At 62.4% G+C, this 25,635-nt stretch carries 27 protein-coding genes; 19 read left to right on the top strand and 8 right to left on the bottom strand.

Annotated features, from left to right (window positions below; translation table 11 throughout):
• Positions 1-2: 2 nt before the first annotated feature.
• Entirely contained in the window at positions 3-776 is a 774-nt protein-coding gene (locus tag ACIGJB_RS25915; RefSeq protein WP_483732836.1) for a type 2 periplasmic-binding domain-containing protein, read from the bottom strand.
• 194 nt (positions 777-970) lie between these two features.
• Positions 971-1,783, bottom strand: a complete 813-nt coding sequence (locus ACIGJB_RS25910) for an IclR family transcriptional regulator domain-containing protein (RefSeq protein WP_483732835.1) — start codon at positions 1,781-1,783, stop codon at positions 971-973.
• A 168-nt stretch (positions 1,784-1,951) separates the two neighbouring features.
• Between ACIGJB_RS25910 and ACIGJB_RS25905 the strand changes: the two genes are divergently transcribed.
• The 11 genes from ACIGJB_RS25905 to ACIGJB_RS25855 all read left to right on the top strand — a co-directional run bounded on the left by ACIGJB_RS25905 (position 1,952) and on the right by ACIGJB_RS25855 (position 11,909).
• Positions 1,952-3,526 carry an alkaline phosphatase family protein gene (locus ACIGJB_RS25905; protein ID WP_483732834.1) on the top strand — a complete coding sequence of 525 codons (1,575 nt, stop codon included), beginning with the start codon at positions 1,952-1,954 and terminating at the stop codon, positions 3,524-3,526.
• Between the two features lie 69 nt (positions 3,527-3,595).
• Positions 3,596-4,576, top strand: a complete 981-nt coding sequence (locus ACIGJB_RS25900; protein WP_483732833.1) for a Bug family tripartite tricarboxylate transporter substrate binding protein — start codon at positions 3,596-3,598, stop codon at positions 4,574-4,576.
• 80 nt (positions 4,577-4,656) lie between these two features.
• Entirely contained in the window at positions 4,657-5,145 is a 489-nt protein-coding gene (locus tag ACIGJB_RS25895; protein ID WP_483732832.1) for a cupin domain-containing protein, read from the top strand.
• A gap of 62 nt (positions 5,146-5,207) precedes the next feature.
• Entirely contained in the window at positions 5,208-6,233 is a 1,026-nt protein-coding gene (locus ACIGJB_RS25890; RefSeq protein WP_483732831.1) for a hydroxyquinol 1,2-dioxygenase, read from the top strand.
• Between the two features lie 48 nt (positions 6,234-6,281).
• Positions 6,282-7,745, top strand: coding sequence for an aldehyde dehydrogenase family protein (locus ACIGJB_RS25885; protein ID WP_483732830.1), 1,464 nt, complete (start codon positions 6,282-6,284; stop codon positions 7,743-7,745).
• Positions 7,746-7,759: 14 nt separating this feature from the next.
• Positions 7,760-8,827, top strand: a complete 1,068-nt coding sequence (locus ACIGJB_RS25880; RefSeq protein WP_483732829.1) for a maleylacetate reductase — start codon at positions 7,760-7,762, stop codon at positions 8,825-8,827.
• A 38-nt stretch (positions 8,828-8,865) separates the two neighbouring features.
• Complete coding sequence (locus ACIGJB_RS25875) at positions 8,866-9,750, top strand: intradiol ring-cleavage dioxygenase (protein ID WP_483732828.1); 885 nt, start codon at positions 8,866-8,868, stop codon at positions 9,748-9,750.
• 5 nt (positions 9,751-9,755) lie between these two features.
• Positions 9,756-10,070 carry a YciI family protein gene (locus tag ACIGJB_RS25870; RefSeq protein WP_483732827.1) on the top strand — a complete coding sequence of 105 codons (315 nt, stop codon included), beginning with the start codon at positions 9,756-9,758 and terminating at the stop codon, positions 10,068-10,070.
• 16 nt (positions 10,071-10,086) lie between these two features.
• Positions 10,087-10,416, top strand: coding sequence for a Rieske (2Fe-2S) protein (locus ACIGJB_RS25865; protein WP_483732826.1), 330 nt, complete (start codon positions 10,087-10,089; stop codon positions 10,414-10,416).
• A gap of 30 nt (positions 10,417-10,446) precedes the next feature.
• Entirely contained in the window at positions 10,447-10,806 is a 360-nt protein-coding gene (locus tag ACIGJB_RS25860; RefSeq protein WP_483732825.1) for a YidH family protein, read from the top strand.
• Positions 10,803-11,909: a DsbA family protein gene (locus tag ACIGJB_RS25855; protein ID WP_483732824.1), complete on the top strand. Its 1,107-nt coding sequence runs from the start codon at positions 10,803-10,805 to the stop codon at positions 11,907-11,909. The genes ACIGJB_RS25860 and ACIGJB_RS25855 overlap by 4 nt, the downstream gene beginning before the upstream one ends.
• A 95-nt stretch (positions 11,910-12,004) precedes the next feature.
• On the opposite strand, the gene ACIGJB_RS25850 is transcribed toward ACIGJB_RS25855, so the two are convergent.
• From ACIGJB_RS25850 to ACIGJB_RS25840, 3 genes are all read right to left on the bottom strand, one after another.
• A complete protein-coding gene (locus ACIGJB_RS25850) occupies positions 12,005-13,264 on the bottom strand; it encodes an IS256 family transposase (protein WP_483730391.1) in 1,260 nt (419 codons plus the stop codon).
• Positions 13,265-13,634: 370 nt separating this feature from the next.
• Positions 13,635-14,870 (bottom strand): CaiB/BaiF CoA transferase family protein, encoded by a 1,236-nt coding sequence (locus ACIGJB_RS25845; protein ID WP_483732823.1) that lies wholly within the window; start codon positions 14,868-14,870, stop codon positions 13,635-13,637.
• 100 nt (positions 14,871-14,970) lie between these two features.
• On the bottom strand, positions 14,971-15,921 hold the full coding sequence (locus ACIGJB_RS25840; RefSeq protein ID WP_483732822.1) for a LysR substrate-binding domain-containing protein: 951 nt from the start codon (positions 15,919-15,921) through the stop codon (positions 14,971-14,973).
• Between the two features lie 134 nt (positions 15,922-16,055).
• Between ACIGJB_RS25840 and ACIGJB_RS25835 the strand changes: the two genes are divergently transcribed.
• From ACIGJB_RS25835 to ACIGJB_RS25815, 5 genes are read left to right on the top strand one after another with little or no spacing between them, the layout of a single operon-like run.
• On the top strand, positions 16,056-16,757 hold the full coding sequence (locus ACIGJB_RS25835) for a glutathione S-transferase N-terminal domain-containing protein (RefSeq protein ID WP_483732821.1): 702 nt from the start codon (positions 16,056-16,058) through the stop codon (positions 16,755-16,757).
• Positions 16,758-16,768: 11 nt separating this feature from the next.
• Positions 16,769-18,058, top strand: coding sequence for a CaiB/BaiF CoA transferase family protein (locus ACIGJB_RS25830; RefSeq protein WP_483732820.1), 1,290 nt, complete (start codon positions 16,769-16,771; stop codon positions 18,056-18,058).
• Positions 18,059-18,075: 17 nt separating this feature from the next.
• Positions 18,076-19,416 carry a glutathione-disulfide reductase gene (gene gorA, locus ACIGJB_RS25825; protein WP_483732819.1) on the top strand — a complete coding sequence of 447 codons (1,341 nt, stop codon included), beginning with the start codon at positions 18,076-18,078 and terminating at the stop codon, positions 19,414-19,416.
• A gap of 53 nt (positions 19,417-19,469) precedes the next feature.
• The gene (locus tag ACIGJB_RS25820; protein WP_483732818.1) at positions 19,470-20,438 is read left to right on the top strand and encodes a tripartite tricarboxylate transporter substrate-binding protein; all 969 of its coding nucleotides are present in this window, start codon (positions 19,470-19,472) and stop codon (positions 20,436-20,438) included.
• A gap of 35 nt (positions 20,439-20,473) precedes the next feature.
• Positions 20,474-20,767: a hypothetical protein gene (locus ACIGJB_RS25815; protein ID WP_483732817.1), complete on the top strand. Its 294-nt coding sequence runs from the start codon at positions 20,474-20,476 to the stop codon at positions 20,765-20,767.
• A gap of 784 nt (positions 20,768-21,551) precedes the next feature.
• Here ACIGJB_RS25815 and ACIGJB_RS25810 read toward each other — a convergent pair.
• The 3 genes from ACIGJB_RS25810 to ACIGJB_RS25800 all read right to left on the bottom strand — a co-directional run bounded on the left by ACIGJB_RS25810 (position 21,552) and on the right by ACIGJB_RS25800 (position 23,345).
• A complete protein-coding gene (locus tag ACIGJB_RS25810; RefSeq protein ID WP_483732816.1) occupies positions 21,552-22,031 on the bottom strand; it encodes a nuclear transport factor 2 family protein in 480 nt (159 codons plus the stop codon).
• Positions 22,032-22,040: 9 nt separating this feature from the next.
• Positions 22,041-22,499 (bottom strand): LysR family transcriptional regulator, encoded by a 459-nt coding sequence (locus tag ACIGJB_RS25805; protein WP_483732815.1) that lies wholly within the window; start codon positions 22,497-22,499, stop codon positions 22,041-22,043.
• A gap of 102 nt (positions 22,500-22,601) precedes the next feature.
• On the bottom strand, positions 22,602-23,345 hold the full coding sequence (locus ACIGJB_RS25800) for an NAD(P)H-dependent oxidoreductase (protein WP_483732814.1): 744 nt from the start codon (positions 23,343-23,345) through the stop codon (positions 22,602-22,604).
• A gap of 289 nt (positions 23,346-23,634) precedes the next feature.
• Here ACIGJB_RS25800 and ACIGJB_RS25795 point away from each other — a divergent pair, with 289 nt between their 5' ends.
• From ACIGJB_RS25795 to ACIGJB_RS25785, 3 genes are all read left to right on the top strand, one after another.
• The gene (locus ACIGJB_RS25795) at positions 23,635-23,880 is read left to right on the top strand and encodes a hypothetical protein (RefSeq protein WP_483732813.1); all 246 of its coding nucleotides are present in this window, start codon (positions 23,635-23,637) and stop codon (positions 23,878-23,880) included.
• A 244-nt stretch (positions 23,881-24,124) separates the two neighbouring features.
• Positions 24,125-24,478: a Zn-ribbon domain-containing OB-fold protein gene (locus ACIGJB_RS25790; RefSeq protein WP_483732812.1), complete on the top strand. Its 354-nt coding sequence runs from the start codon at positions 24,125-24,127 to the stop codon at positions 24,476-24,478.
• An 11-nt stretch (positions 24,479-24,489) separates the two neighbouring features.
• Positions 24,490-25,635, top strand: a complete 1,146-nt coding sequence (locus ACIGJB_RS25785) for a thiolase family protein (protein WP_483732811.1) — start codon at positions 24,490-24,492, stop codon at positions 25,633-25,635.

Raw genomic sequence — 25,635 nt, 5'->3', positions numbered from 1 at the left:
ACCTAGCGGTCAGCTTCGGAGATCGAATCCCACGCCGCCTTGTTGACGAAGAAGGAAAAGCTCGGGGCGGTGATGCCACCGGGGATGATCGTTTCGGACCGCGCATAGCGCGCCACGTTGAAGCGGGTGGCGTCCATGTCGGGAATGCCGGCGAAGCCATCGACCGTGCCGCCCGCCACCAGTTCGCTCATCTTCGCCGCCGGCGTGGCCACGACACCGGCACCGGCGTGGTCCATCAGGTTGGCCGCCACCCCGGGCAGCGCCCACAGCTTGATGCCCTGCATGCCCTGGCGCGACGTAATGGGCTGCTTGAGGCTGTAGAGTTCGCCCGCCGGAAACACCACCAATGCCAGCAGGTGTACGTCACGATACTCGCCGGCCTGGCTGAAGAACTTCTCATGTGTGCGCCACAGGGCCACCGACATGGCGGCCGCCGTGGTCGAGCCGAGCGGCAGGTGCGCAAGCTGGGGCAGGGTGACGCGGTTCTGGATCAGGCCGTTGAAGATGTAGGCGCCGTCGACGATACGCTTGCGGACCACGTCCCACTGCTGCTGCGGGGATCCGACGCTGGTCGGCGGGTAGACGATCCTGACCCGGCCTTCGGTCACCCGCTCCACGTCCTGCGCCCACGGCTTCATCACCGCGACATTGAAGATGTGCTGGGGTGGCAGAAAGGCACTGACGACCAGGGTGGTGGTGGCGCGCGCCGTGGCAGGGAGCGCCAATGAAAGTGCCGGCAGCAGCGCCGTCACGATCCATGCGATCCATCTCGGCATGGTGTCTCCTGTCTCTCGGTTCTTGTGTCGTGGCCGGCAAGAAGGAATGGGGGCGCCGGCCCGTCGCCGTGGCCGCGAAAGCAGCCCTGACAGGTTGAAACATAGCGGCTGGCGCAGCGAACGTCGCAGGTTTCCGCGCCAGTTTCACACGGTGAAACTGGCGGGCGTACCGGACGGGGCGCCCCGGGGCAGCCTTACTGGCGTGCCGACATCTTCTGGGCGATGGCGCCGGCCGTGCGCTGGAGCGGCTCCAGGCATTGGGCCACCATCTGGTCCAGCGTGCGTACGCCACGGATCCAGACAATATTGACGCAGCCGTGCACGCGCCCCTTCTCAGCCATGATGGGCACGGCGAGCGCCTCCAGGCGATCATCGGCCTCTTTGCGCGTCTTGTCGTAGTCGCCGCCGAAGCCTTGTTCACGAACGCCATAGCCGCGCTGCTGTGCGCGCTCGATCGACCGCGCCAGGTAGGCCGGATCGCGTGCGATCGCGTCTCCGTCCCGACGGCTGCGGCGCAGGGTCGTCAGGATCGTCTCGCGCTCCTTCTCGGGGCAGAAGGCCAGATACGCCTGTCCCACCGCCGAACGCAGCATGTTGACCTGGAAGCCGATGCTGTCGCGCCGGATCATGAAGTACGACTCGGCCCGGTTGGTTTCGCAGAGCACCATGACATTGCCGCGCCGCATCGCGAGATCGGAGGGCCACAGGATTTCAGCCTGAAGGCGATCCAGCTCCGGGGCGGCCAACTGTGCCAGCCGGTCGGCCACGTCGGATTGCCTGCGGCCGGCCTGTGGCGGGGTGCCGGGGCAGTAGTGGCCGTCGGCGATGCGCCGCCAGATCAGTGCGCGGCGCTCCAGCGTTACCAGGATGCGCAGCAAGGTCGCCTTTGGCAGCCCCGTTTCGTCATGCAGCGCCTGCAGGCTGGTGCCGCCGGTCGTGCGCACCACGTCGAGCACGGCGAGCCCGCGATCCAGCGCCGTGATCGTCTTGACCTTCGGATCCCACATTCCTTGTCTCCCAAACGGGATCTGTGTCCCGCCGATTTCACTGCGTGAAACTCTAGCAGAAGCCGCTTGAGAAGCCCACTCGCAGGAAATATTGTTCTGGCCATGGCGGCGGCAACGGCAATCGTGCAGGACCGCTTCACTACGAAAGCCAAGAGAGGAGACGTCGAGATGAGAGCGCAACACGTACGCAATGTCCTGTGGATCATGTGTGATCAATTGCGTTGGGACTACCTCTCCTGCTACGGTCATCCGCGGCTGCATACGCCCAATATCGACCGTCTCGCGAGCCGCGGCGTGCGCTTCACCAACGCCTTCGTCCAGGGGCCGGTGTGTGGCCCCTCGCGCATGTCCTACTACACCGGACGGTACGTGACGAGTCATGGCGCCGTCTGGAACTTCGTGCCGATGCCGGTCGGCGAGATGACCCTTGGGGACTTCCTGCGGCCCCACGGCGTACGCGTCGCGGTAGCGGGAAAAACGCATGTCGAGGCTGACCGCGCAGGACTTCGTCGCCTGGGTATCGATCCGCGCAGTACCGAGGGCGTGCTTGCGTCCGAAGGCGGTTTCGAACCCTTTGACCGGGACGACGGCATCTGGCCACCGGGCTTCGCCGACGAGAGCCACCAGTACACCGCCTACCTGCGGGAGCGCGGCTACGACGGTGCCAACCCATGGCACGACCATGCCAACTCGGCCGCCGGGGAGAGCGGGGAAATCCTGTCGGGCTGGAACATGCGCCATGCCCGGCTGCCGGCACGGGTGCGCGAGCAAGACTCGGAAACCCCGTACATGACGCGCCGCGCCATCGACTTCATCGAGCAGAGCAGCGACCGGCCGTGGATGCTGCACCTGTCGTATATCAAGCCGCACTGGCCCTACGTCGCCCCCGCCCCCTATCACGCCATGTACGGTCCGGACGACGTGCTGCCGGTCAAGCAGCAGGGCGGGCTCGACTGCGCGCATCCCGTGCTGCAGGGCTTCCGCAACTGCGAGGTGAGCCGCAATTTCTCGCGTGCCGAGGTGCGCGATACGGTCATTCCCACCTACATGGGCCTGATCAAGCAGATCGACGACCAGCTCGGCGTGCTGTTCGACTACCTGGAGAGCAGCGGCCGCTTCGACGACACCATGATCATCTTCTCCAGTGACCATGGCGACTACCTTGGCGACCACTACCTCGGCGAGAAGGAACTGTTCCACGACAGCGTCGCCAAGGTGCCGCTGATCATCTACGACCCGCGCCAGAACGCCGCACGCGGTCATGTCGAAGAGAGGCTGGTGGAGGCCATCGACCTGGTGCCGACTGTTCTGGACGCCTATGGCCTGCCCATTCCCGACCATGTCGTCGAAGGCCGTGCGCTCACGCCGCTGCTGCGCGGCGAGGCGCCGACCGAGTGGCGCGACGCGGTGTTCTCCGAGAATGACTATGCCTTCCGCGACTTCGTGCGCGAGCCTGTCGGCCGTCCGGCGCACGGTTGCCACATGACGATGGTGCGCGACCACGACTGGAAGTTCGTGCACTTCGAAGGGTTGCGTCCGCAGTTGTTCGACTTGCGCAACGACCCCGACGAGTTCGTCGACCTTGGCGCCGATCCCGCCTATGCGCAGGTACGCGAGCGTTTCCAGGGCCGCCTGTTCGACTGGCTGCGCAACCGTCGCATCCATCCGACGGTCAGCCACGCCGCCATGGCTGGATGGACGCGCAAGGAGGACGAGGTCGGCATCCATATCGGCCGCTGGTAGCGCCGTTGGCAGTACCCGGGAGCGGCCGCCCCAGAGCCGCCCTGAAACCGGAAAACATCAGGAGACAATATGAAGCCCCAAAGCCTGGCGCTGGCCCTTGCCTGCCCACTCGCCTGTCTGTTCGCAGTCGTGCCGCCGGCATCGGCACAAGCCGGCTGGCCCAGCCGGCCCGTCCGGATCGTCGTGGCTTTTCCCGCTGGTTCGCCGGGAGACATCGCATCGCGGCTGATTGCCGACAAGCTCGGCCAGTCCCTCAGGCAGCCAGTGGTGGTGGAGAACCGGCCGGGCGCCGGCGGCAATATCGGCGCCGACGTGGTCGCCAAGTCGCCCGCAGATGGCTACACCTTCCTGGAAGGCCCGGACACGATCCTGACAGTCAATCCGACGATCTACCGCAAGCTCAACTTCAAGCCGGGCGACCTGACTCCGGTGATTACGCTGGCCCGTTTCAACCAGATGCTGGTCTGTGCGCCGTCCGCCGGTATCCGCTCGCTTTCCGATCTGGCGAAGAAGGCCAAGGCGGCGCCGGACGGGCTGACATATGCCTCGGGTGGCGCCGGCGCGCCGGGACATCTGGCGATGGAGATGTACGTCGCGCAGGCGGGCATCAGGATGACGCATGTGCCGTACAAGGGACCGTCGCCCGCGATGCAGGACGTACTGGCCGGCCAGGTGCCGTGCGGATACCTGGCATCGCCCGTGGTCACGCCGATGGTCAAGGCCGGCAAGCTGGTCGGACTGGCCGTATCGGGCTCCACGCGCTCGGTGCTGGCACCGCAGGTGCCGACCATGGCCGAGGCTGGCGTCACCGGCTACGAAGCGAACTTCAGCGAACTGCTGCTCGTGCCGAAGGGCACGCCCGACGCCATCGTGCGCCGCATGAACGACGAGATCGGCCGCATCGTGAAGCTGCCGGAGGTCCGTGCCAGGCTGATCGCCAACGATCTCGAACCCGCTCCCGACCAGCCCGCCGCATTGTCCCGGCAGGTGGAGGCCGACACCGCCAAGTGGCAGACCGTGATCCGCCGCGTGGGCGTGTACCTGGACTGATTCCGGCCATCCCGGCCGACAACCCCAACCGCAACTCGCTGGCGACATCTGCGCGATGCCGCCCAAATCAGGAGACAAGCATGACTGCATCCGTGCCGCGAACCGTTTTCGGTTCTCTCGACAGTTTCAACAAGGGTGGCATCGAAGTGACCCAGGGCGATGCCCGCCACTACGTGTTCTCCAACATTTTTGAAGTGGCCTCGGACTCGGCGCCGTACGAGCGCGTGGTTGTCGGCAAGAACCTGGAGTACGTGATGGAGGTCGCGCGTGCTGAGGGGCAGTCAGCGTGGTTCGCCTGCTCGCACGATGAGTTCGTGATCTCGATGGACGGCGAGGTGCGCGTGGACTTCGTCAAGCTGGAAGCGGCCCCCGCCACCGCGGACGGCGCGGCGCCGACCGAGGCGGTGGGTCGCAGGATGGGCCACGTCGTGCTGGGCAAGGGTCATCAAAGCCTGCTGCCGGCTGGCTGCGCCTATCGCTTCACGGCGCAACGGCCTTGCGTGCTGCTGGTGCAGTCCAAGCTCGGCGCGCTGTCGGTGCAGAAGTGGGCGGACATTTGCCTGCACTGATCCCCCGACACCGATCCCGGCACCGATCCCACCTTCTTCGCAATTTATTCAGGAGACTCACCATGGCCATGCTCGACGTCGCCGACAAGCCCCAGATCGCCACCTTCGCCGCCGATAAAGTCCGCTCCGGCGCCCCCGACCCCGTCACCGGCTACCGCGATTTCACCCTCGGCGCCTTCCGCTTCTCGCGCGACGCCTACTTCGCCACCATCCAGTGGCCCGTCAACGGCCAGTTCCGCACGCACGCCATCGCGGCCGACGCCTTCCTGCGCGCCATGATGCGCGACGTGGCCTGGGGCTTCTTCTACGGCTGGGTCAACTTCGACCATGTGTTCGGCACCCGCAATCACTACGGCAAGGTCGACGTGTATGCGGGCGCCTTCAACGGCGTCATGAAGGACGCGGGCGTCGACTACACCGAGACCTTCGACACCCCGGTCATCATGGCCACCTTCAAGGCCATCCTGCACGACTGGACCAACGAAGGCTTCGATCCGTTCGCCGCCCCCGAGGAAACCGGCACCGCCTTTGGCCACAAGCACGGCGACAACATCGCCGCCATCGAGCGCACGCGCATCGCCACGCGCCGCATGCCCGGGCTGCCGGACGATTCCCCGCTGCGCGACGACCTGCCCGTCAATCGCGCCTTCCTCGACGTCGCGCAGGACGAGCCCGAGATCCATGCAGAGCCTGGCTTCGAAGGCCAGCTCCACGCCTTCAACCTGTTCAAGTACCTGTCGCGCTCGGACGTGACGTGGAACCCGTCGGTCACGTCGGTCTGCGGTCAGAGCCTGTTCTGCCCGACCACCGAGGAGTTCATCCTGCCGGTCTTCCACGGCAACGACCGCGTCGAGTGGTTCCTGCAACTGTCTGACGAGATCGTCTGGGACATCGGCGACAAGGACACCGGCTCGCCACGTGCCCGCATCACCATGCGCGCCGGCGACATCTGCGCGATGCCGGCCGACATCCGCCACCAGGGCTACTCGACCAAGCGCTCGATGCTGCTGGTGTGGGAGAACGCCACGCCCAACCTGCCGAAGCGCTACGAGAGCGGGGAACTGAAGCCGTATCCGGTGGAATTCTGACCCGCCGGTCCGCGCCTCGCCCTTCCTGAACTCATGGAACATCGCATCATGCAAAACAAGCTCTTCATCAATGGCCGTTTCGTCGACGCGCAGGCCGGCGGCACCATCGACGTGCTGAATCCGCACGACGCCAGTCTCATCACCCGCATCGCCGCCGCCGAGGCGGCCGACGTGGATCTCGCCGTCGAGGCCGCCAGCCGGGCGTTCCCAGCCTGGTCCCGCATGGCCGCCGCCGAGCGCGGGCGCCTGCTGCTGAAGCTGGCCGACGCCATTGAAGCCAACACCGAGGAACTGGCGCAGCTCGAATCGCTCGACACCGGCCACCCCATCCGCGATTCCCGCGCGCTGGACGTGCCGCGCACCGCCGCGTGCTTCCGCTACTTCGGCGGCATGGCCGACAAGTTGCAGGGCTCGGTCATCCCGGTGGAGACCGGCTTCCTCAACTATGTGCAGCGCGCCCCCATCGGCGTCGTTGGCCAGATCGTGCCGTGGAACTTCCCGCTGATGTTCACGAGCTGGAAGATGGGCCCGGCGCTCGCAGCCGGCAACACGGTGGTGATCAAGCCGTCCGAGCTGACGCCGCTGTCGTCGCTGCGGATTGCCGAGCTGATGGCCGAGGTCGGCTTTCCCGCGGGCGTGGTCAACATGGTGCCGGGCTATGGCCACACCGCCGGCCAGCGGCTGGCCGAGCATCCGGGCGTCGGCAAGATTGCCTTCACCGGTTCGACCGCCACGGGCCGGCGCATCGTGGCGGCGTCGCAGGGCAACCTGAAACGCGTACAGCTCGAACTGGGCGGCAAGGGCGCCAACATCGTCTTCGAGGATGCCAACCTGGATGCGGCCATCAACGGCGGCGCCTGGGCGATCTTCCACAACCAGGGACAGGCGTGCATCGCGGGTTCGCGGCTGGTGCTGCATGAACGCATTGCCGACGAATTCCTCGAACGCTTCAGCACGCTGGCGGCATCGATCCGTCTGGGCAATCCGCTCGATCCGGAAACCGAGATGGGGCCGCTGACGTCGGCACAGCATCGCGACAAGGTGCTGTCCTATACCGGCCTGGCGCTGGAGCAGGGCGGACGGGTGCTGACCGGCGGCCGGGCGCCGGTGCTCTCGGGGCTGGAGAACGGCTACTACGTCGAGCCGACCATCGTCGAGGCAAAGCCGCACGACCGCGTGGCGCAGGAGGAAGTGTTCGGTCCCTTCGTCACGGTGCTGCGCTTTGGCAGCGACGAGGAGGCGCTGGCCATTGCCAATGCCACCGAGTATGGCCTCGGCAGCGGCCTGTGGACGCGCGACCTGAGCCGCGCCCACAAGATGGCCAACAGCATCCAGGCCGGCATGTGCTGGATCAACTGCTACAAGCGGGTAAACCCCGGCAGCCCGTTCGGCGGGCTGGGCCAGTCCGGCTACGGTCGGGAAATGGGCTTCGAGGCCATGCATGACTACACTGAAGCGCGGTCGGTGTGGGTCAATGTGGACGCAACGATACCGCCGCACTTCAAGCGCTGAAGGAGGGCAGGGCGATGGATGCCTTTGTCTACCAGGCCACGCCGTCGCGCGTGGTCTTCGGGGCCGGCCGGCTGGCGGCGCTGCCCGATGAGGTGAGGCGGCTGGGCGCGCGTCGCGCGCTGGTACTCACCACGCCGGAGCAGCGCCCGCTGGGCGAGCGCGTGGCGGCGCTGCTGGGCGAGTGCTCGGCGGGCGTCTACAGCGAGGCCGTGATGCACGTGCCGGTCGAGGTCGCGCAGGCCGCTCGTGACGAAGCCGCGCGCCTGGGGGCCGACTGCTACGTGGCCGTCGGCGGTGGCTCGACCATTGGCCTGGGCAAGGCCATCGCTCTGGTTTCCGGCCAGCCGATCATCGCCGTACCGACCACCTACGCCGGGTCGGAAGTCACGCCGATCTACGGCCTGACCGAAGGCCGCCTGAAGAAGACCGGCCGCGACCCGCGCGTGCTGCCGCGCACGGTAGTCTATGACCCGCAATTGACGCTGACCCTGCCGGCGGACATTTCCGCCGCCTCCGGCATGAACGCGATGGCGCACGCCGTGGAGGCGCTGTATGCCGAGGACGCCAATCCCATCATCAGCCTGATGGCCGAGGAATCGATCCGTGCGCTGGCAGGGTCGCTGCCGGCCGTCGTGCAAGATCCGGACGACATCGACGCCCGTGGCCGCGCCCTGTATGGCGCGTGGCTGGCCGGAGTCTGCCTGAGCGCGGTCGGCATGGCGATCCATCACAAGCTCTGTCACACGCTGGGCGGCACCTTCAACCTGCCGCACGCACAGACGCACGCCGCCATGCTGCCGCACACCGCCCACTACAACTACGCCGCAGCGCCGCAGGCGCTGGCGCGGGTGGCGCTTGCGCTGGGCGGCGAGCGGGCGGAGGACGCGGGGCCGCTGCTGTTCGGGCTGAACCGGACACTGGGCATCGCCACGGCGCTGTCGGCCGTCGGTATGCCGGAGGATGGGCTGGACGAAGCCGCCACGCTCGCTTGCACCAATCCGTACTACAACCCGCGGCCCATCGAGCATGACGCCATCCGGGCGCTGCTCGGCGCGGCATGGCGCGGAGAAGCCCCGACCTGATGGCCGGCACAGCAGGTACTGCGCAACAGGACAAGACCATGGAACCCACCCCCCACACCGCCGCCGAAGCCGCCATCACCGAGCAGGTCGTGGCCCGCTTCGCCGACACCCCCGAGCCCCGACTGCGCGCACTGATGCAGGGGCTGGTGCGTCACCTGCACGCCTACGTCCGCGAGGTCGAGCCGACCGAGGAAGAGTGGTTCGCCGCCATTCAGTTCCTGACCGATACCGGCAAGATGTGCGACGGCATCGTGCGGCAGGAATTTATCCTGCTGTCGGACACGCTGGGCGTATCGATGCTGGTCGACGCCATCAACCATCGCCAGTCCACGGGTGCCACCGACACTACGGTCTTCGGCCCGTTCTACATCGCGGGCATGCCGGAGCGCGCTACGGGCGAGAACATGGCCGTCACGCCCGGCATCCCGGCGCTGGTCCACGGACGCGTCCTGTCGTCTGCCGGTGTGCCATTGCGCAACGCCGTGCTCGATGTCTGGCAGACCGCCGGGAACGGCATGTACTCGGGCCAGGACACCGACCAGCCCACCGGTAACCTGCGCGGCCGCTACCGCACCGACGAGGACGGCTACTACGCCATCCGCACCATCGTGCCGGTGTGCTATCCGATCCCGAGCGACGGCCCGGTCGGCCGCATGCTGGCCGCCACCAGGCGGCATCCATGGCGGCCGGCGCACCTGCACTTCATGATCGATGCGCCTGGCCATCGCAAGCTGGTCACGCACCTCTTCAACCAGGGCGACCCGTACCTCGACTCGGACGCAGTGTTCGGCGTCAAGGCATCGCTGCAGGTGGCCTACGAGGAGCGCCCCGCCGACCATCCGCTGGCGCAGCGCTTTGGCTTCGACGGCCCGTTCCGCGAGGCGCGCTACGACTTCGTCCTCGATCCGACTGCGCAAGGATAAGCAGCATGTCCCGCTACTACGCCATCTTCGCCACCGACAAGCCAGGGATGCTGGCCGTCCGCGAGCGCGTACGCCCCGCCCATCGTGCCTATTTGCGCAATGCCGCCGCCGAGCACGGCGTACATGTGCGACTGGGCGGCCCGACGCTGGACGCGCAGGCCGCCGCCATGAACGGCACGCTGCTGGTCATCGAGGCCGGGGATATCGACGACGTCCAACGCTTTGTCAGCGGCGATCCGTACATGCACGCCGGCATTTTCGAGCGCGTGGACATTCGCCCCTGGGACTGGAGCCTGGGCAACCCCGGGCGCGGGGGCTGAGACCATGGATCCGGTCATGGATACCAACGTCCTTTGCCTTCTCGACGCCGTGCCCGACGGCGGCGCTCGCGTGATCGAGCGCGAACCGGGAATCATCGTGGTCCGGCGCGAGCAGCAGGTCTGGGCGTATATCAACCGATGCCCCCATTTCTCCATTCCGCTGGACTTCGAGCCGGGCACGATCTGCACGTACGACGCCGAGGTAATGATGTGTGCCCATCATTCCGCTCTGTTCCGCTTTAGCGACGGCGTCTGCATCGATGGTCCGTGTCGTGATTCGAGGCTGTCCTCCGTGGAGGTGGAGGTGATTCGGGGCGAGGTTTGCCTGCGTACCCCCGGGGAATGACACCTCAAGACGACTGACAGAAGAGACAATATGAACCGACCGCAATGGCAGAAGCGGGGAAGCGAACCTGACTACCGTTTTTCGCTTGCAAACGAACGAACCTTTCTTGCCTGGATCAGGACCGCACTTGCGATCCTTGCCGGGGGTGTCCTGCTCGACCAGTTCGCCGAGCGTGTTGAACCAAAGGCCTTGCTGGCAGGGGTTGCGCTGCTGCTGTCATTTCTTGGAGCGGTGATTGCATACTGCGCATATTCCCGCTGGAAAGGCAACGAGATTGCCATGCGGAACTCTGGCCCACTGCCGGCGTCAAGCGGCATTCCATTGCTGAGTGCCGCGGCCATTTGCGTTGCGCTTGTTCTGGCTCTCGGGCTCCTGCTAAAGGTCCGATGAGTCGCGACCCGGGGGTACAACCCGAACGTACGGCGCTCGCCTGGCACCGTACAGCCCTGACGATGCTTGTCAATGGGGCCCTGTTGGTCCGCTCAGCCGCAGAAACCCGGTCACCGCTGGCCTGGACTGTTTCCATTCTGGTTACCGTAGCGGCCATGGCATTGTTCTTCCTGGGCTGGCACAGAGGCCGTGCCCTACTGCAGGCAACGTCTCGCTCGTCATCTCCTCATGCGGGAGTGGTGATCCTGCTCGCGGTAGCGGTTTGGTTCGCCTGTGCGGCGGAGATGCTGAGCATTGTGCTGGAGACGATGTTGCCTAGTGGCCGGGTGCGGCCGTTGCGCCTCGCCCAGTGCTATGTCGCGTCGCAGGTCGCACGAGGCCCGCTTACAAGCGGCGACGTCCAAGGTCGATCGTTTTCCGATATACCCGAATCGCCATTTCATATTGGCCAGACCAACATCGCATCCATAGACTCAACACAGATTCATTCAATTGGAGTCGAAATGGATAAGAAGCGAGTTGACCTGTACTGGGATGTCGGCAGCACGAACACCTACTTCGCCATCAAGCTGATCAAGCCGATCCTTGAGCGCCATAACGCAGAACTCGTTCTGCATCCATACAATCTAGGGTATGTCTTCCGGAACAACGAATACGAGCTGATGAAGGAACCGAAGTCGAAGCTCCGCTACCGCAAGCGGGATCTGATGCGCTGGGCCGAGAAATACAATCTTCCGTTTCAGATCCCCCGCCAGTTCCCGATCAAGTCCAGCAGGGCTCTTCGCGGCTCGCTTGCGATGCGACGCAAGGGTCTCGAGTTTGAATTTGTCGAGCGGGTGATGGAAGCATACTGGGAGCGCGGCGATTCCGGCATCGTCGAGTATGCGGGCTTGCGAACGATCGTCGAGGCACTCGGCGTCGACTTCGCCTGGTTCGAAGAGCTCGCAGCGAGCGATGAGATTGGTGCTGAGCTTGCGCAAAGCACGGACGCCGCAGTCGAGCGGGGGGTCTTTGGGGTACCCATGATGTATGTGGGAGACGAGATGTTCTGGGGGAAGGATCGTCTCGACTTCATGGAAGAGGAGCTTGCGCGCGTCGCGTAGACGACCTTGCACCGACGGCCTGGGGCCTGTCAGCGTTTTTGTGTTCAGGGCAGTTAAAGGCGCACCGTCGACTTAACCGGTGAGCCAGCATTATCTCAGTGATGCGGGTGGGTAAAGCGTTCCTCATAGAGAATCGCAAACTGGTTCATGGCAGCCTTCCAGTCATGCGTTGAGCTGCCCCACTTACCGGTGATGTTGCGCAGGGCCAGCCATAGCAGCTTCGTTGCCGCCTCGTCACTGGGGAAGTGCCCCCGAGTCTTGATGATCTTACGTAGTTGCGCGTTGATGCTCTCGATCGCGTTCGTCGTGTAGATGATCTTGCGGATCGCCGGTGGGAATGTAAAGAACGGGATCACCTGATCCCAGGCGCGACGCCAGGACGCGGCGATCGGGGGGTATTTCTTAGCCCATTCGCTCTGCTCGAACGCCGCCAGTTCGGCCAGCGCCGCCTCAACAGTGGGCGCGGTGTACACGGGCTTAAGCGCCGCAGCCACGGTCCGGCGCTCTTTCCAACCGGCGTAGCTCAAGCTGTTTCGGATCAGATGCACGATGCAGGTCTGTAGCGTCGTGGCCGGGAACACCGCGTTCAGGGCCTGTTCCATGCCCTTGAGCCCGTCGGTCACTGCAATCAGGATGTCCTGCGTGCCACGGATCTTCAGGTCGTTGAACACCTTCATCCAGAACTTGGCGCCTTCGGTGCTCTCGATCCACAGGCCCAGGATGTCGCGCGTGCCGTCGGGCAGCACGCCCAAGGCCAGATAGACGGCCTTGTTGCGTACCACGCCGTCCTCACGCATCTTGACCCGCAGCGCGTCGAAGAACACCACCGGGTACATCGCCTCCAGCGGGCGGGCTTGCCAGGTGGTGACCTCGTCCATGACTGCATCAGTTACAGAACTGATGAATTCTGGCGACACCTCGGTGCCGTACTGTTCGGCCAGAAACGCCTGGATCTCGCGCACGGTCATGCCGCGGGCGTACATGGCGACGATCTTGTCGTCGAACCCGGTGAAGCGTCGCTCGTGCTTGGGAATCAGGATCGGATCGAAGCTGCCGTCGCGGTCGCGCGGAATATCCACTCGCAGCGGCCCGTCCTCGGTCAAAACCGTCTTAGCACTCTTGCCATTGCGTTGATTGGCTGTGCCGGCTGGGCGCTCAGCGCCAGCCGGGTAGCCCAGATGATGACCGAGTTCAGCGCCCAAGGCCCGCTCGATCAGGGCCTTCTTGAATGCCATTGAGGCGTCCTGCACGGCCTCGGCAGTCATCGGGCCCTTTACGAAATGGGCGATCAGATCCTCGGGAATGATCGGCAGCTCACGATCGGCGGCCTGACTCGTCTTGTTTCTACGTGGCATGACATGCTCCTTGGCGACATGTTATGCCCTAAACACAAAATTTCTGACAGGCCCACGGCCTGCGCAGCGGAGTGGCCCCCACCCCTGCGTAGGACCGTTCTCACGAAGATCCATGTCCCGCCACTGAGCTGCCGCTTGGGGCTGAGCGTCGCCTCGGCGCGAAGATTGCGACGCATCGCAATGATGCCGTGCACCGGCAGACCATCATTTCAAATCCCCGGCCAATCCTTCGGCCTCTCATTTCCCACGGATCCGCGCTGCAAGGCCGTCGTGCCTAGTAGCGACTGATAAGCATGATCCGTGCGCGTGGCGCGCTCGTTGCATCCACAGTGGAGAAGGGCGGAAACTGGCGGCGCCGCCCTAGTCGAACTCATATGATTCCGCGTTCCCGCAGTCGCTGGAACTCGGCCGCGTCTACGCCGGCCATTTCCCGCAGGATCTCTTCGGTGTGCGCGCCCGGTACCGGCGCTGGCGTGCTATAGCCAACGTCTGCACCTCCAAATCGCAAGGGGAACGACGCAGCTTTGACATTCATCATCGCCTTCGCGAGCGGGTTCCACAGAGATACGGCCATGTTGCGCGCAACAATCTGTTCCCACGCGAGTACGTCATCAATCGTTCGTACTGGACTGCACGGAATCTTGGCGGACCGCATCTGCTGCTCGATCTCGGAAGTGGGCAGCGATGAGGTCCACTTCGAAACGATCTCGTCAACGGTCGCATTGTTCGACAAGCGCCATGCGACGGACATGATGTCGGGATCATCCTTAAGATCGGATCGTCCCATGACGTCTAGCAGTGTGCTCCAGTCATCGTTGCTAGCGGTGCCGATGGTCACCCAGCCGTCCGCGCTCTTATACGCGTTGAAGGGAGAGAATCGCATGATCCGGTTGCCCTGCTGGAAGGAGAGGCCCAGCTCGCGATAGCAGTCCAGCGGCTCATCGAGGATCAAGGACAGCAGGCAGTCGGTCATGGAAACATCGACCGACTGTCCATGTCCGGTGCGCTGGCGGTAGTTCAATGCTGCGACGACGCCGAACGCGGCGAACAGGCCGGCAATCGCATCCGAAAGCGGCGAGCCCGTCTTCGTGGGTACAGCGCCTGGTTGACCCGTGATGCTCATCAAGCCAGCGGCCGCTTGCACCATCAGATCATAGGCCTTCAGGTTCTTTGCTGGGCCCGTGGAGCCGTATCCGGTTAGCGAGCAGTAGACCAGTGATGGATTGACTTCGCGCAGCACGTCATAGCCAATGCCAAGGCGATCAGCGACGCCCGCGCTGAAATTCTCTACCACGACATCGGCGTTCTTGACCATTCGCATGAAGAGTTCCCTGCCCTCGGCGCTCTTCAGGTTGACGGTAGTGGACTTCTTCGATCGGGCCCGCTTCAAGTACGCGATGCCCATGTCCTGCTGAGAGCGTCTTTCGAATGAGACGCCCTCCGGGCCGGCAAACGGCGGTGAAAACGCGGTTGGATCCCCTCCGTCCGGATCGTCGATCTTGATGACTTCTGCACCCAGCCCGGCGAGGAACAGCGTGCATTGAGGGCCGGAGAAAAACCGGGTGAGGTCAAGTATCTTGACGCCGTCGAGAATCCGTTTGGTCATGGGTTGCCGTTTGCCTGTTTAGACATACGGGGAGTCTAGACACGCGACAGTACAACCGGCCAATAGGACTTTGAGGTGACGGTATTGCGATTCCGTATAGCTAATCGATCTTCGAGGCCCCGGGCCATGCGCCTTCGGCAACCAGCGTCAGGGCAGTTTCACGGATCAGTTCCATGATCCGCCGCGCGGCGGAACTCAGCGGCATGATGTCGAATGTGCAAAGTGAAAGGCGTCGCTGCAGCGCAACACCCGAAATTCGCTGGACGGCGAGTCCCTCGGTGCCGCCTGGGATCGAAGGCGACAAGATCGTCGAACCCACACCGCTTGCGACGACAGCACGAATCGTTACGAGAGAATCGAGCTCCGCCAACACGGCCGGCCGTTGTCCCGCGGATTCGAATGCCTCGTCAATAATCTGGCGCGTGATGTTGGATCTCCCAGGGAGGATCAGTGGCCGCTTTGCCGCTTCTGCGATGGAAATCTCTTCAGGTACCGCCCCGTCCTCTTGTCGGGGCGAAAGAAGAAATAAGCGCTCCGTCAGCAAGGGGCTGACCTCAAGATGGGCTCCCAACCTGGTCTCGCGTACTGCACCGGCTCCATCTATCCGCTCAAACAAGAGACTCATCTCAATCCGCCCGTTCACAACCAGTTCCTGGAGGTGCCCGCTGAGGCTCTCTGTGATCTGGAGCTGGATATCCGGGTATTGCCTGGCCGCTGCGGTGAGAAGTCTAGGCGCAAGTATTGTCGCCGCGCTGGTCGGAAGCCCAACCGACACGGTTCCCTGAGGATGCTCGCCAGCATGCTGTACGTCGTTCTTCATCAACTCCGCCTGCCGCAGCATGGCCCGCGCGTGGCGATAGAAGACTTCTCCCGCCTCCGTCGCAACCACGCCTCGGGCGCTTCGGGCCAGCAACTTCACCTTGAGCTCGTCCTCAAGCTTGGCGATTTGCTGGCTGAGCGCCGGCTGAGCGGTGTACAGATCGGCGGCCGCACGGGACACGCTCCCCAGCTCGACGATCCGTACGAAGTACTTAAGCTGTCGAAATTCCATGGCTCATTGTATGGCGCGTCTACCGGGCTGTGGTAGCCATAAGTTTCTGACATGCCCCCAGCAGGACACAGTATTGGCGCCATGATCGTGGCGTTTCTAAGATGGCTCCATCAGTAACGAGCCACTTTACCGAGATGATTGATCTCTACTTCTGGAGCACGCCGAACGGCTACAAGGTCTCCATTCTGCTTGAAGAGTTGGGGGAGCCCTACAACGTCATACCGGTGCACATCGGTAAGGGGCAACAGTTCGCGCCGGAGTTCCTGGCGATCAGCCCAAACAACAAGATTCCGGCCATTGTCGATCATGACGGCCCTGACGGACAGTCTGTTGCGATGTTCGAGTCGGGGGCCATCATGATGTACCTGGCTGAGAAATGCGGATACGAATTCATGCCGCAGGACGTCCGCAAGCGATACGAGGTTCTGCAATGGCTGATGTTCCAGATGGGCGGCGTGGGGCCAATGCTTGGGCAGGCCCATCATTTCCGCAAGTACGCACCGGAGAAGATTGACTACGCGATTGATCGATATACAGGCGAGGCACGTCGGCTCTACACGGTGATCGATCGTCGTCTCGCTAATTCTGAATACCTGGCGGGCGATTACTCCATCGCTGACATGGCCACCTATCCGTGGCTGCGTGCCCACAAATGGCAAGGCCAGGACCTTGCCGATTTTCCCCACCTTCAGCGTTGGTACTCGGCGGTACGCGAACGTCCCGCCGTTCAGCGCGGTATCGCCGTGCTCGCCGAGAAGGTCGACAAGACCGGTGCCAACCCGAGCGGCGAGCGGTGGGACAACCTCTTTGGCAAGAATCAGTTCGCCACGCGATAGGAGTAAACACAGTGTCGCAAACCAAGACCCCAATGCTCACCGGATTCCGCGTGCTGGACATCACCCAGATCGTTGCAGGGCCGACATGCACCCGCATTCTTGCGGAAATGGGTGCAGAGGTCATCAAGCTTGAGCTCGCCCCATTTGGCGACCGCACCCGTGTTGGCGGCTTGCGTAGTCAGAAGCCAGAGCATAAGCCTTGCTCCCAAAGTACCTACTTTGTTCAGCACAACCATTCAAAGAAAAGCCTCGCGCTAAATCTCAAAGACAACAAGGCACGCGATCTGATTCTAAGAATGATCAAGCAGTTTGACGTACTTGTCGAAAACTTCTCGCCTGGCGTGATGGATCGCTTCGGTCTTGGATATGACGTGCTGAAGGAGATCAATCCGCGCCTTGTTATGTGCTCCATCTCTCTGGCGGGGCAGAAAGGCGCCCTGGCGAACAAGCCGGGATACGACTATGTCGCGCAGGCGTACGCTGGTGTGACCGACCTTATCGGTGAGGCTGCTGGTGGCCCCGCCCTGATCACCATGGCCATCGGTGACGCATCAACCGGAGTCGCCGCAGCCATGGCAGTTGGCTTCGCGTTGCTGCATCGGGAGCGAACAGGCGAAGGGCAGTATATCGAGACTTCACTGTTGGATACCTACTTCAATATGCATGAGGTAGCCATTCCGCGCGTCAGCCTCCGTAAGGGCTATGAGCCAACGCGCACCGGCTCGCAGCATCCAGACGGAGGCCCGACAGGAATTTATCGATGCGGGGATGGCACCTATCTCACGCTGGCGACACTTCCGCACCAATGGGCGCAAGTTGCCTCCGCGCTGGGGCGCGATGACCTGTTGACCGACCCGCGCTTTGCCACCGCTGCGCTGCGCCGTGACAACAACGAGCAGCTCAAAGAGATTCTGGAGGCGTGGCTCTGTACATTCCCGTCCAGAGATGCCGCCATGGAAGCACTTGAGCGACAACGGATTCCCTGTGCGCCGGTTCTCACGCTGCGGGAGGCTATGAATCATCCCCATCTTAAGGAGCGGGGCATCGTGCGCACGGTGCACGACCCCTACGTTGGCGAATTCCAGATCCCCGGCCCGCCAGCGAGATTCTCGGCCTGGAAGTATGAGTCCGCTTTGAAGGCTGACCTGCTAGGCGAACACAACGAGGTGGTCCTGAAGGACTTAGCGGGGCTTGAGGATTGGGAGGTCGACGAACTGTATGCCGAAGGTGTGCTGGTGCGAGACAGACTGCTCGAGCCGCAGACAGTGCCACCAACGGACGAAGCTGAAGTTGCGCGGTGACTGCAGTGGACGACAGCATGGAAACCTTCGATCTATTTGTTATTGGCGCGGGCTCTGGCGGCGTGAGGGCAGCGCGTACGGCAGCGGCACTCGGCGCTCGGGTTGCGATCGCTGAACAGTCGCGGGTAGGCGGCACCTGCGTGATTCGCGGCTGTGTGCCGAAGAAGCTCTTGGTCATGGCAAGTCGCTACCGCGCCGAGGCAAACGATGCGATTGGCTTTGGATGGAACCTGGAAACCAAAGGCCACAACTGGGGCGTGCTTCGCGACAGCATAGCCGGGGAAGTGGGCCGGCTCGAGCAACTGTACCGGAAAGGTCTGGATAACAACCAGGTCACGATCTTTGATGAGAGTGCAGCGGTGGAGGGCAGTGGTCGTGTGCGGCTCGCATCTGGCCGAACGGTGTTAGCTGACAAGATTGTGGTGGCAACCGGTGCAGTACCTTCGCCTCTTGACGTGCCTGGTGCGGAGCATTGCATCACTTCGGACGATGTTTTCGAACTGCCGCATCTGCCCGCTCGTGTCGTGATCATTGGCGGTGGCTATATTGCGCTCGAGTTTGCCGGCATTCTCAAGGGGCTCGGCAGCGATGTCACGCTACTGCACAGGGGCACGATGGTCCTGCGGGGATTCGATGGGGATGTACAGCACGGTGTCGCCGCCGCATACATCGAGCAGGGCATCCAGATTCGATTGAAAACCTCTGTTCGTTCCATCGAGGCCTTATCCGAGGGATATCGCGTGACGGATCAAACCGGCAATCGCTTCGATTGTGGCCTTGTCCTGAATGCGACAGGCCGGTTGCCAAACACCACCACGGCAGGGGGGGCACTTTCGCTGAACCAAATCGGCGCCATCGTTGTAAATGGTCGGTATGAAACGTCGGTGGAGGGGGTATATGCCATTGGGGATGCGATCGGGCAGTTGAACCTGACTCCGGTGGCCATACGGCAAGGACAGTGGCTCGCCGAGTCGCTCTTCGGGGCGTCCCAGTCTTGTCCGCCCGACTTCGGATTGACGCCGACAGCAGTCTTCACCACGCCAGAGATTGCTAGCGTGGGAATGACTGAGCAGCAAGCACGTGCGACGTTTCCCGAGATCACGGTCTACCTCACGAACTTCCGGCCAATGCGAGCTTCGCTGGCGAGGAGCCTTGAGCGCGTCATGATGAAGCTTGTCGTTGACAAGCAGAGTGACCGTGTCGTGGGTATGCATATGCTGGGGCGTGATGCTGCGGAAATCATTCAGATGGGCGCGATCTCGCTACAGCGGGGCATCACGAAGCGTGAGTTCGACCGAACCGTCGCACTTCACCCCAGCGTCGCGGAGGAATTTGTCACCATGAGAAGCCACGACTGAAGATCATGGGACATTAGTCATCACACAAAGAGTATGACGCAAGGAGACAGGGTATGCGGTACGTCATGGCAATTCTCATCGGTTGGTTGGTGGTTTGCAGTGCTTCGTTCGGGGAGTCATTCCCGTCCCGGCCACTGACATTGGTAGTGCCGTTCTCGCCGGGCGGTCCGACAGACGTTGTGGCTCGTCACCTGAGCGCCGCAATGGGGCGCTCCCTGGGGCAATCGGTTGTCGTAGAGAACCGTGCAAGTACTGGAGGGATCGTAGGATCGGAGGTTGTTGCGCGTGCCGAGCCCAATGGTTATACGCTCCTGATTCATAACGTCGGCATGGCCACCTTGCCGGCGCTGACAAAAACGCTTCGGTTTGACCCAACGAAGGATTTTGAGTACATCGGGCTCGTTGCCGATGTTCCGATGACACTGGTTGCGCGTCCGACTCTCGCGCCCAACGGGTTCAACGAACTACGCGCTTACATCTCGGCGAATCAGAGGAAGATCAATCTTGCCAACGCGGGAATCGGCACGGCGTCACACCTCTGTGGATTGATGCTCATGAGCCAACTCCATTCCGCAATGACGAGCATTCCGTATAAGGGTGCTGCGCCGGCTATGGTTGATATTCAAGGCGGGCAGGTCGACCTGCTGTGTGATCAGGTGACGACCACGCTCCAACCGATCAACACCGGCCGAGTGAAAGCCTACGGAAGCACGACCTCTTTGAGGCTGGCCGCACTGCCAAAGCTACCGACCCTGCGCGAGCAGGGACTGGCGGAGTTTGAAGTGACAGTCTGGCATGGCGTCTATGCGCCCAAAGGCACGCCCAAGCCGGTCGTCGCAAAGCTGGTCAAGGCCTTGCAGGATGCAGTCAATGATCCGACCTTCCGCGAAGGGATGCTGAAGCTCGGTGCGATCCCTGTAACGCCTGACCGCGCTACTCCCGACGCACTGTCACTGCAGTTGCGAAACGAGATCGCCCGATGGGCGCCGGTCATCAAACAGGCCAACGCGTTTATCGACTAGACGCGTTAGACGTCAAGGATATTTTGAGAGCGACCATGGGCAACGATACTTGGCATGCGGAACCGGACCTGCGCAGCGAAGTTGTTCGGGGCGTCGCCATGGAGGCGGTGGCGCTAATGATGTTCAAAGGACTGCAAGCGGCGAAGGCGATCTCAAGCGCCGTCGCCCAGCATGTCTCGGATGTGCAGGGGGCGCGCGAGTGCAGAGGCACTATCGCTGATGTCGAATCGACCTGGATCCCGCCAGGCAGAGAAGAGGAGATGCGCGAGGCGTGCTCCGGGATTCTGGTCGAAGTCGAAGCGCGCCTGCGTGAAGTAGAGTGGGATTGATTCGGGCGGTACAGGTCCCCGACGAGAGCTTGGTGAAGATGGACGTATGCGAAGGGCGCTCAACCAGTCCAAGGCGGGGGACGCGCAAGGACGCGAATGAATGGGCAGAGGGCGTGGGCATCAGCCACGCAGTCATGAGATGCACGCCTGCCGACCTGCTTCACCGAATTCGGGCCATGCTGAGACATCTTTGTAGAGATGAGGCCGGCGCTTCGAAGACAGGGGAATCCGCTGTCGAGCGTCGCCTCGCGGCGAGATTGAAGCAAGCCATGGCGATGGGCTCAGCCCTGGAAATCACCGTGACTTTAGGTTGTGGTGCCGAACTCTCGATGTTCCCCGACGATGCAGTGCTCGATCGGTGCACGACAACTGTACGGACGGCCGGGCAATACACCCTGGTGGGTACGATCTGGGCGGTGCGGCATCGCTGCGCGCGAGAGGGTGAGGGAGCCCGGCGATTCTCGCTCTAACAATCATCCCCGTCGGCAAGCCGTTGGTCAGGCGGACCTTGTTGCGCCGTCAGCAACGGATGCGTCCAAACGTGCTGGAGCGGTTCGGCTGGCGGATGGCCCAATCCCTACCGGTAAGTCGCTGGCAGCAGTCATCCATTCGGATCAGTGACCCTCAGCGCCGGTTGGCCCGCGGCGGTAAGTCAAGCCGACGGCTTGGGGGAGCGGGGTTGCGCCCTCATTGCGAGCTTCGGGAGGCCATTGCAGAAACTGCCTCACCTTTGCCTTTGCTTCCCCGAGTGATTCCAATCGAAGCGATACGAGCAGCCTAGCTATTAGAGGCCGAGATCCGACAAGCCGGGATGATCATCCGGACGGCGGCCGAGCGGCCAATGGAACTTCCTCTCTTCTTCCTTGATTGGCAAATCATTGATGCAAGCGTAGCGATTTACCATCAGACCGTCCTCGCGGAACTCCCAGTTCTCATTGCCATAGGATCGGAACCAGTTGCCGGTGTCGTCACGCCATTCGTAGGCGTAACGCACGGCAATCCTGTTATCTGTGAACGCCCACAGCTCCTTGATGAGGCGGTACTCCAACTCCTTCGACCATTTACGCTCAAGAAACGCTCGGGCTTCATCGCGGCCGTTTGGGAATTCAGCACGGTTGCGCCAGCGCGTATCCATGCTGTACGCGAGAGACACTTTGGCAGCGTCGCGGGTGTTCCAGCCATCCTCGGCCAAGCGCACTTTTTCGATGGCGGTTTCGCGTGTAAAAGGAGGAAGCGGCGGACGGAGTTCAGTATTAGTCGACATGGTATTACCTCAGTGGTTGGTGGATGAAGACCCGATACCGGGCCCCGAAGGGTGGATAAGAGCAGTGCCGCGTGTTCTTGAACGCCTAGTCTGGCGATTAGCCCGTGCGCATGGTGGACTTCGGCTCCACGCTTCCATAAGCACTGGAAACGCAATGGCGTCGGTGATCGATGGCGGCATGCCTATGGATACCGTTCCCTCGAGATCCATATTGGGTCGTTCTATTGCCTGCTTCAGCAAATCCACCCAACGGACCAGAATGCGGGCATGGCGATATAGCTCCGTACCGGCCGCCGTGGTCTCAATGCCATAAGGCTTCCGGTGAGGAAGCCTGACCCTGAGCTCATTCTCAAGCCATGCGACTTGCTGGTTCAGCGCAGGCTGCCCCATGCCAAGGGTGTTCGCGGCCTTCGTGATGCTGCCGGCGTCCACAATGCGGACGAAGTATTTAAGGCGCCGTAATTCCATTTGTCTAGGCTCCCAGGCAGCCCGAATGTGTTTTTGCTCATCCTATGTATGAAGGGGAGCCGTCCACAAACGACTTTTTGGGCAAGCAAGGTTGAGTTTCTCTCAACCGATAATGCGCGCCGCTCCAGTGCGGGTTGACCTCGTGGATCTTGTTGCCGTTTCCGCCGATATCAAGGCACCTTGGTTTCTTGCCCCAGCCAGACGTGTAGCGACTGAATAAACCCGGTGCTCGTACTGTAGTATCTGCGAGCGCCGCCGGTTGTCGTCCAGGCTAGCTGGAGCGTAGGAAATGAACGGCGGAAGCACCTGCATGCCCGTAAATGTCAGGACTCCGCCAGCGAACGGTCGCATGAACTCATCCACGGTGCCGGTGTGTTTGCGATCCGCCATCAGTTCTGCCGCCGTACCGCCGGTCGTGAACGACAACATGGCCCGCTTGCCTCGCAGCAGGCCGTACTCGAACATGTGTTGGTCGTCATAAGCAAAACCCTTGGCCAGCACCCGGTCAGCCCATCCCTTCAGGATCGCCGGCACCGCGTACCACCAGAGCGGAAACTGAAAGATGATCAGATCCGCTCGGCGGACCTTCTCCTGTTCAACAAGAATGTCGGCCGAGTAGTGACCGCCTTCCGACGCGTAGTGCTGTTCATGGGCGTAGCCAAGACGATCCGGAGATGCGGGATGGGTGAAGTCCTCCCATCCTGCCGCAGCGCGGCAATTCTGAGCGTGGAGGTCAGAGACCTCCACCCGCCAGCCAGCGTCGGTCAAGGCCCGCATTGCGGCGTCCCTCAGCGCGCTATTCATGCTTTTCGGCTCAGGATGTGCATAAACGATCAGGGCATTCATGGTCTCGCTCCCAATGGAATCAACTTGATGCCCATGGTAGACAGAGCCGAAGTCCTCAACTAGGCGACCGGCGCTTGGCTTAGCACCAACAGCCGGTTGTCAATGCGACTTGGCTACACCTTCTTTCCCTTTGGTTTTCGTCATTTTATTCACAACTGCAAGTTGCTATTCAATCCTCATTCATCAGCCTAGTGCAATGAGCCGAGCGCTCCTACATTGCTCCCAACGGCGACGCATCCCCGATTAGCCGCAAAACGAGTGTTCTCTTACCAGTATTAAGGAGCTGATCATGATTTCCGAATTCGCCCGCACGGTTGTTATTGCCTCAATGACGTTGACCATTGGCGCCGCGCTGCCTGGCGGCTACGCCCACGCTGCCGATGTCGTGGTGGCCGGCATGGACCGCACAAGCGTCTCGGCGTCGCCCGCCCGGAAGTTCGATGTATTCGTAGACGGCTCGCGCGTCGGCGCATACGACCCGTACACCGATGGTGCCCGCATCGGCACGCCCGATTCGTTCACCGAGGGCATCTGACCGTTGTCGGCCCGTAGGTTCGAATTCGGTCGACTTATTGATTCAGTGTCCACCGGCCACTCTTTCCGACTCGGTAAGAGCGGCCGCTGTCCGTTGCCGCAGTACCGATACAAGGCGCTAGTCACCTCTTTACGATTGAGAAAAACTCAATCATTTGAGCCGGATTTCTCGTTTGTCGGCCCAGTGTCGGTCCGCCATTATTCGCTCATGGCATCGCCATACCTAATCCCCAAAGGAGACATTCATGTCAACGCCGTCCTCTGAGCTATGGAGTTCCGACACCCTTCCTGTCTTGCTCGCGTCCCGAGACCAGTGCACCAATGAATGGGTGTTCCCTGCTGTGCCTGAAAACTCGCCGCTGGCATCGCGCCATGCCACCGTATCTGTCGCGGGTGTCGGCACGGTCTATAGCTTTACCGTGATTCACCCCGCGCCCAAGGCTGGGCTGCCGCCGTATGCGCTGGGCTACGTCGACTTTGAAGGTCCGGTACGAATCTTCGGCCGTTTGCTTGGCAAGGATCAGCCAGCGATCGGCGATCGCTATGTTCCGCGGCCCGACGAAACGTTCGGCTACGTATTCCACGCCATTCAAGATTGAAAAGGGTCGTCATGCAGGATATCTACATTTCCGGGGGCGCGATGACCCCCTTTGGCCGCCATCCGGGCGTATTGGCCCCGGAGCTCGCGCAAGAGGCAATCCTGAAAGCCGTCGACGACGCAGGTGTGTCGATCCGCGACATCCAGGCGGTCTACTGTGCCAACGTGCTCGGCGGCATGATTCTCGGTCAGCTTATCGTGCGCGATCTGGACATGCACGGCGTTCCGGTCTACAACGTCGAGAATGCCTGCGCCAGTGGTGCGACCGGTGTGCATCTGGCTCGTCATGCGTTGCTGGCTCAGCAATACGACACGGTCCTCGTGGTCGGCATCGAACAACTGACCGCACTCGGCGGCGGAACCATCCCGCTGCAACGCAACGACCACAAGACGGATCTCTACGCGAAGGCCGGAATGGTCCTGCCTGCCGTCTACGCTATGCGCGGCACGCGGTTCCTGCACGAGCGCGATGCCACGCGCGAAGACCTGGCAACGGTTGCTGTCAAAAACCGCTACAACGGCTCACTGAATCCATTCGCGCAACAGCGCACGGAAACTACCGTGGAAGAGGTTCTGGCCTCGCGCATGATCGCGGATCCGCTGACGCTACTGCAGTGCTGCCCGTCACAAGTGGATGGCGCGGCCGCCGTGGTCTTGACCACGCGCCGCCCCACACAGGCAAAGCCGGTCAAGGTGCTTTCCTCGGTGGTTGTCTCAGGCATGCGCGAACAGGCCGACGACGACATCCTCCACGCCGAGATCACCGCTCGCGCGGCCCGTCAGGCCTATGAGCAAGCGGGACTTGGCCCTCAGGACGTGAATGTCGTTGAGTTGCACGACGCGTTCACCATCGCGGAACTGCTCTATTACGAAGCGCTGGGCCTTGCCTCACATGGTGAGGCCGTGTCCCTGCTCCGTTCCGGCGCCACCCAACTCGGTGGTCGTGTGCCAGTGAACCCGAGTGGCGGGCTTTTGGCGAAGGGACATCCGTTGGGAGCAACCGGGATCGCACAGATGGTGGAGGTCATGTGGCACCTGCAGGACCGCGCCGGCAGTCGTCAGGTAGCGGGCGCCCGCGTCGGCCTAACCCAATGCACGGGCGGTGGCATCGCGGGCGTCGATCATGCGGCCTCGTCGGTTCACCTGCTGGGAGTCTGA

It is taken from the genome of Cupriavidus sp. C2SS-8b, from assembly GCF_057073745.1.
The sequence above is the reverse complement of the archived record's forward strand: the minus strand, read 5'-3'. Positions and strand labels throughout refer to the sequence as shown.

Coding starts and splice junctions, on each gene's coding strand:
- ACIGJB_RS25915 (WP_483732836.1), bottom strand. CDS start 776: ATGCCGAGATGGATCGCATGGATCGTGACGGCGCTGCTGCCGGCACTT.
- ACIGJB_RS25910 (WP_483732835.1), bottom strand. CDS start 1,783: ATGTGGGATCCGAAGGTCAAGACGATCACGGCGCTGGATCGCGGGCTC.
- ACIGJB_RS25905 (WP_483732834.1), top strand. CDS start 1,952: ATGAGAGCGCAACACGTACGCAATGTCCTGTGGATCATGTGTGATCAA.
- ACIGJB_RS25900 (WP_483732833.1), top strand. CDS start 3,596: ATGAAGCCCCAAAGCCTGGCGCTGGCCCTTGCCTGCCCACTCGCCTGT.
- ACIGJB_RS25895 (WP_483732832.1), top strand. CDS start 4,657: ATGACTGCATCCGTGCCGCGAACCGTTTTCGGTTCTCTCGACAGTTTC.
- ACIGJB_RS25890 (WP_483732831.1), top strand. CDS start 5,208: ATGGCCATGCTCGACGTCGCCGACAAGCCCCAGATCGCCACCTTCGCC.
- ACIGJB_RS25885 (WP_483732830.1), top strand. CDS start 6,282: ATGCAAAACAAGCTCTTCATCAATGGCCGTTTCGTCGACGCGCAGGCC.
- ACIGJB_RS25880 (WP_483732829.1), top strand. CDS start 7,760: ATGGATGCCTTTGTCTACCAGGCCACGCCGTCGCGCGTGGTCTTCGGG.
- ACIGJB_RS25875 (WP_483732828.1), top strand. CDS start 8,866: ATGGAACCCACCCCCCACACCGCCGCCGAAGCCGCCATCACCGAGCAG.
- ACIGJB_RS25870 (WP_483732827.1), top strand. CDS start 9,756: ATGTCCCGCTACTACGCCATCTTCGCCACCGACAAGCCAGGGATGCTG.
- ACIGJB_RS25865 (WP_483732826.1), top strand. CDS start 10,087: ATGGATACCAACGTCCTTTGCCTTCTCGACGCCGTGCCCGACGGCGGC.
- ACIGJB_RS25860 (WP_483732825.1), top strand. CDS start 10,447: ATGAACCGACCGCAATGGCAGAAGCGGGGAAGCGAACCTGACTACCGT.
- ACIGJB_RS25855 (WP_483732824.1), top strand. CDS start 10,803: ATGAGTCGCGACCCGGGGGTACAACCCGAACGTACGGCGCTCGCCTGG.
- ACIGJB_RS25850 (WP_483730391.1), bottom strand. CDS start 13,264: ATGCCACGTAGAAACAAGACGAGTCAGGCCGCCGATCGTGAGCTGCCG.
- ACIGJB_RS25845 (WP_483732823.1), bottom strand. CDS start 14,870: ATGACCAAACGGATTCTCGACGGCGTCAAGATACTTGACCTCACCCGG.
- ACIGJB_RS25840 (WP_483732822.1), bottom strand. CDS start 15,921: ATGGAATTTCGACAGCTTAAGTACTTCGTACGGATCGTCGAGCTGGGG.
- ACIGJB_RS25835 (WP_483732821.1), top strand. CDS start 16,056: ATGATTGATCTCTACTTCTGGAGCACGCCGAACGGCTACAAGGTCTCC.
- gorA (WP_483732819.1), top strand. CDS start 18,076: ATGGAAACCTTCGATCTATTTGTTATTGGCGCGGGCTCTGGCGGCGTG.
- ACIGJB_RS25820 (WP_483732818.1), top strand. CDS start 19,470: ATGCGGTACGTCATGGCAATTCTCATCGGTTGGTTGGTGGTTTGCAGT.
- ACIGJB_RS25815 (WP_483732817.1), top strand. CDS start 20,474: ATGGGCAACGATACTTGGCATGCGGAACCGGACCTGCGCAGCGAAGTT.
- ACIGJB_RS25810 (WP_483732816.1), bottom strand. CDS start 22,031: ATGTCGACTAATACTGAACTCCGTCCGCCGCTTCCTCCTTTTACACGC.
- ACIGJB_RS25805 (WP_483732815.1), bottom strand. CDS start 22,499: ATGGAATTACGGCGCCTTAAATACTTCGTCCGCATTGTGGACGCCGGC.
- ACIGJB_RS25800 (WP_483732814.1), bottom strand. CDS start 23,345: ATGAATGCCCTGATCGTTTATGCACATCCTGAGCCGAAAAGCATGAAT.
- ACIGJB_RS25795 (WP_483732813.1), top strand. CDS start 23,635: ATGATTTCCGAATTCGCCCGCACGGTTGTTATTGCCTCAATGACGTTG.
- ACIGJB_RS25790 (WP_483732812.1), top strand. CDS start 24,125: ATGTCAACGCCGTCCTCTGAGCTATGGAGTTCCGACACCCTTCCTGTC.
- ACIGJB_RS25785 (WP_483732811.1), top strand. CDS start 24,490: ATGCAGGATATCTACATTTCCGGGGGCGCGATGACCCCCTTTGGCCGC.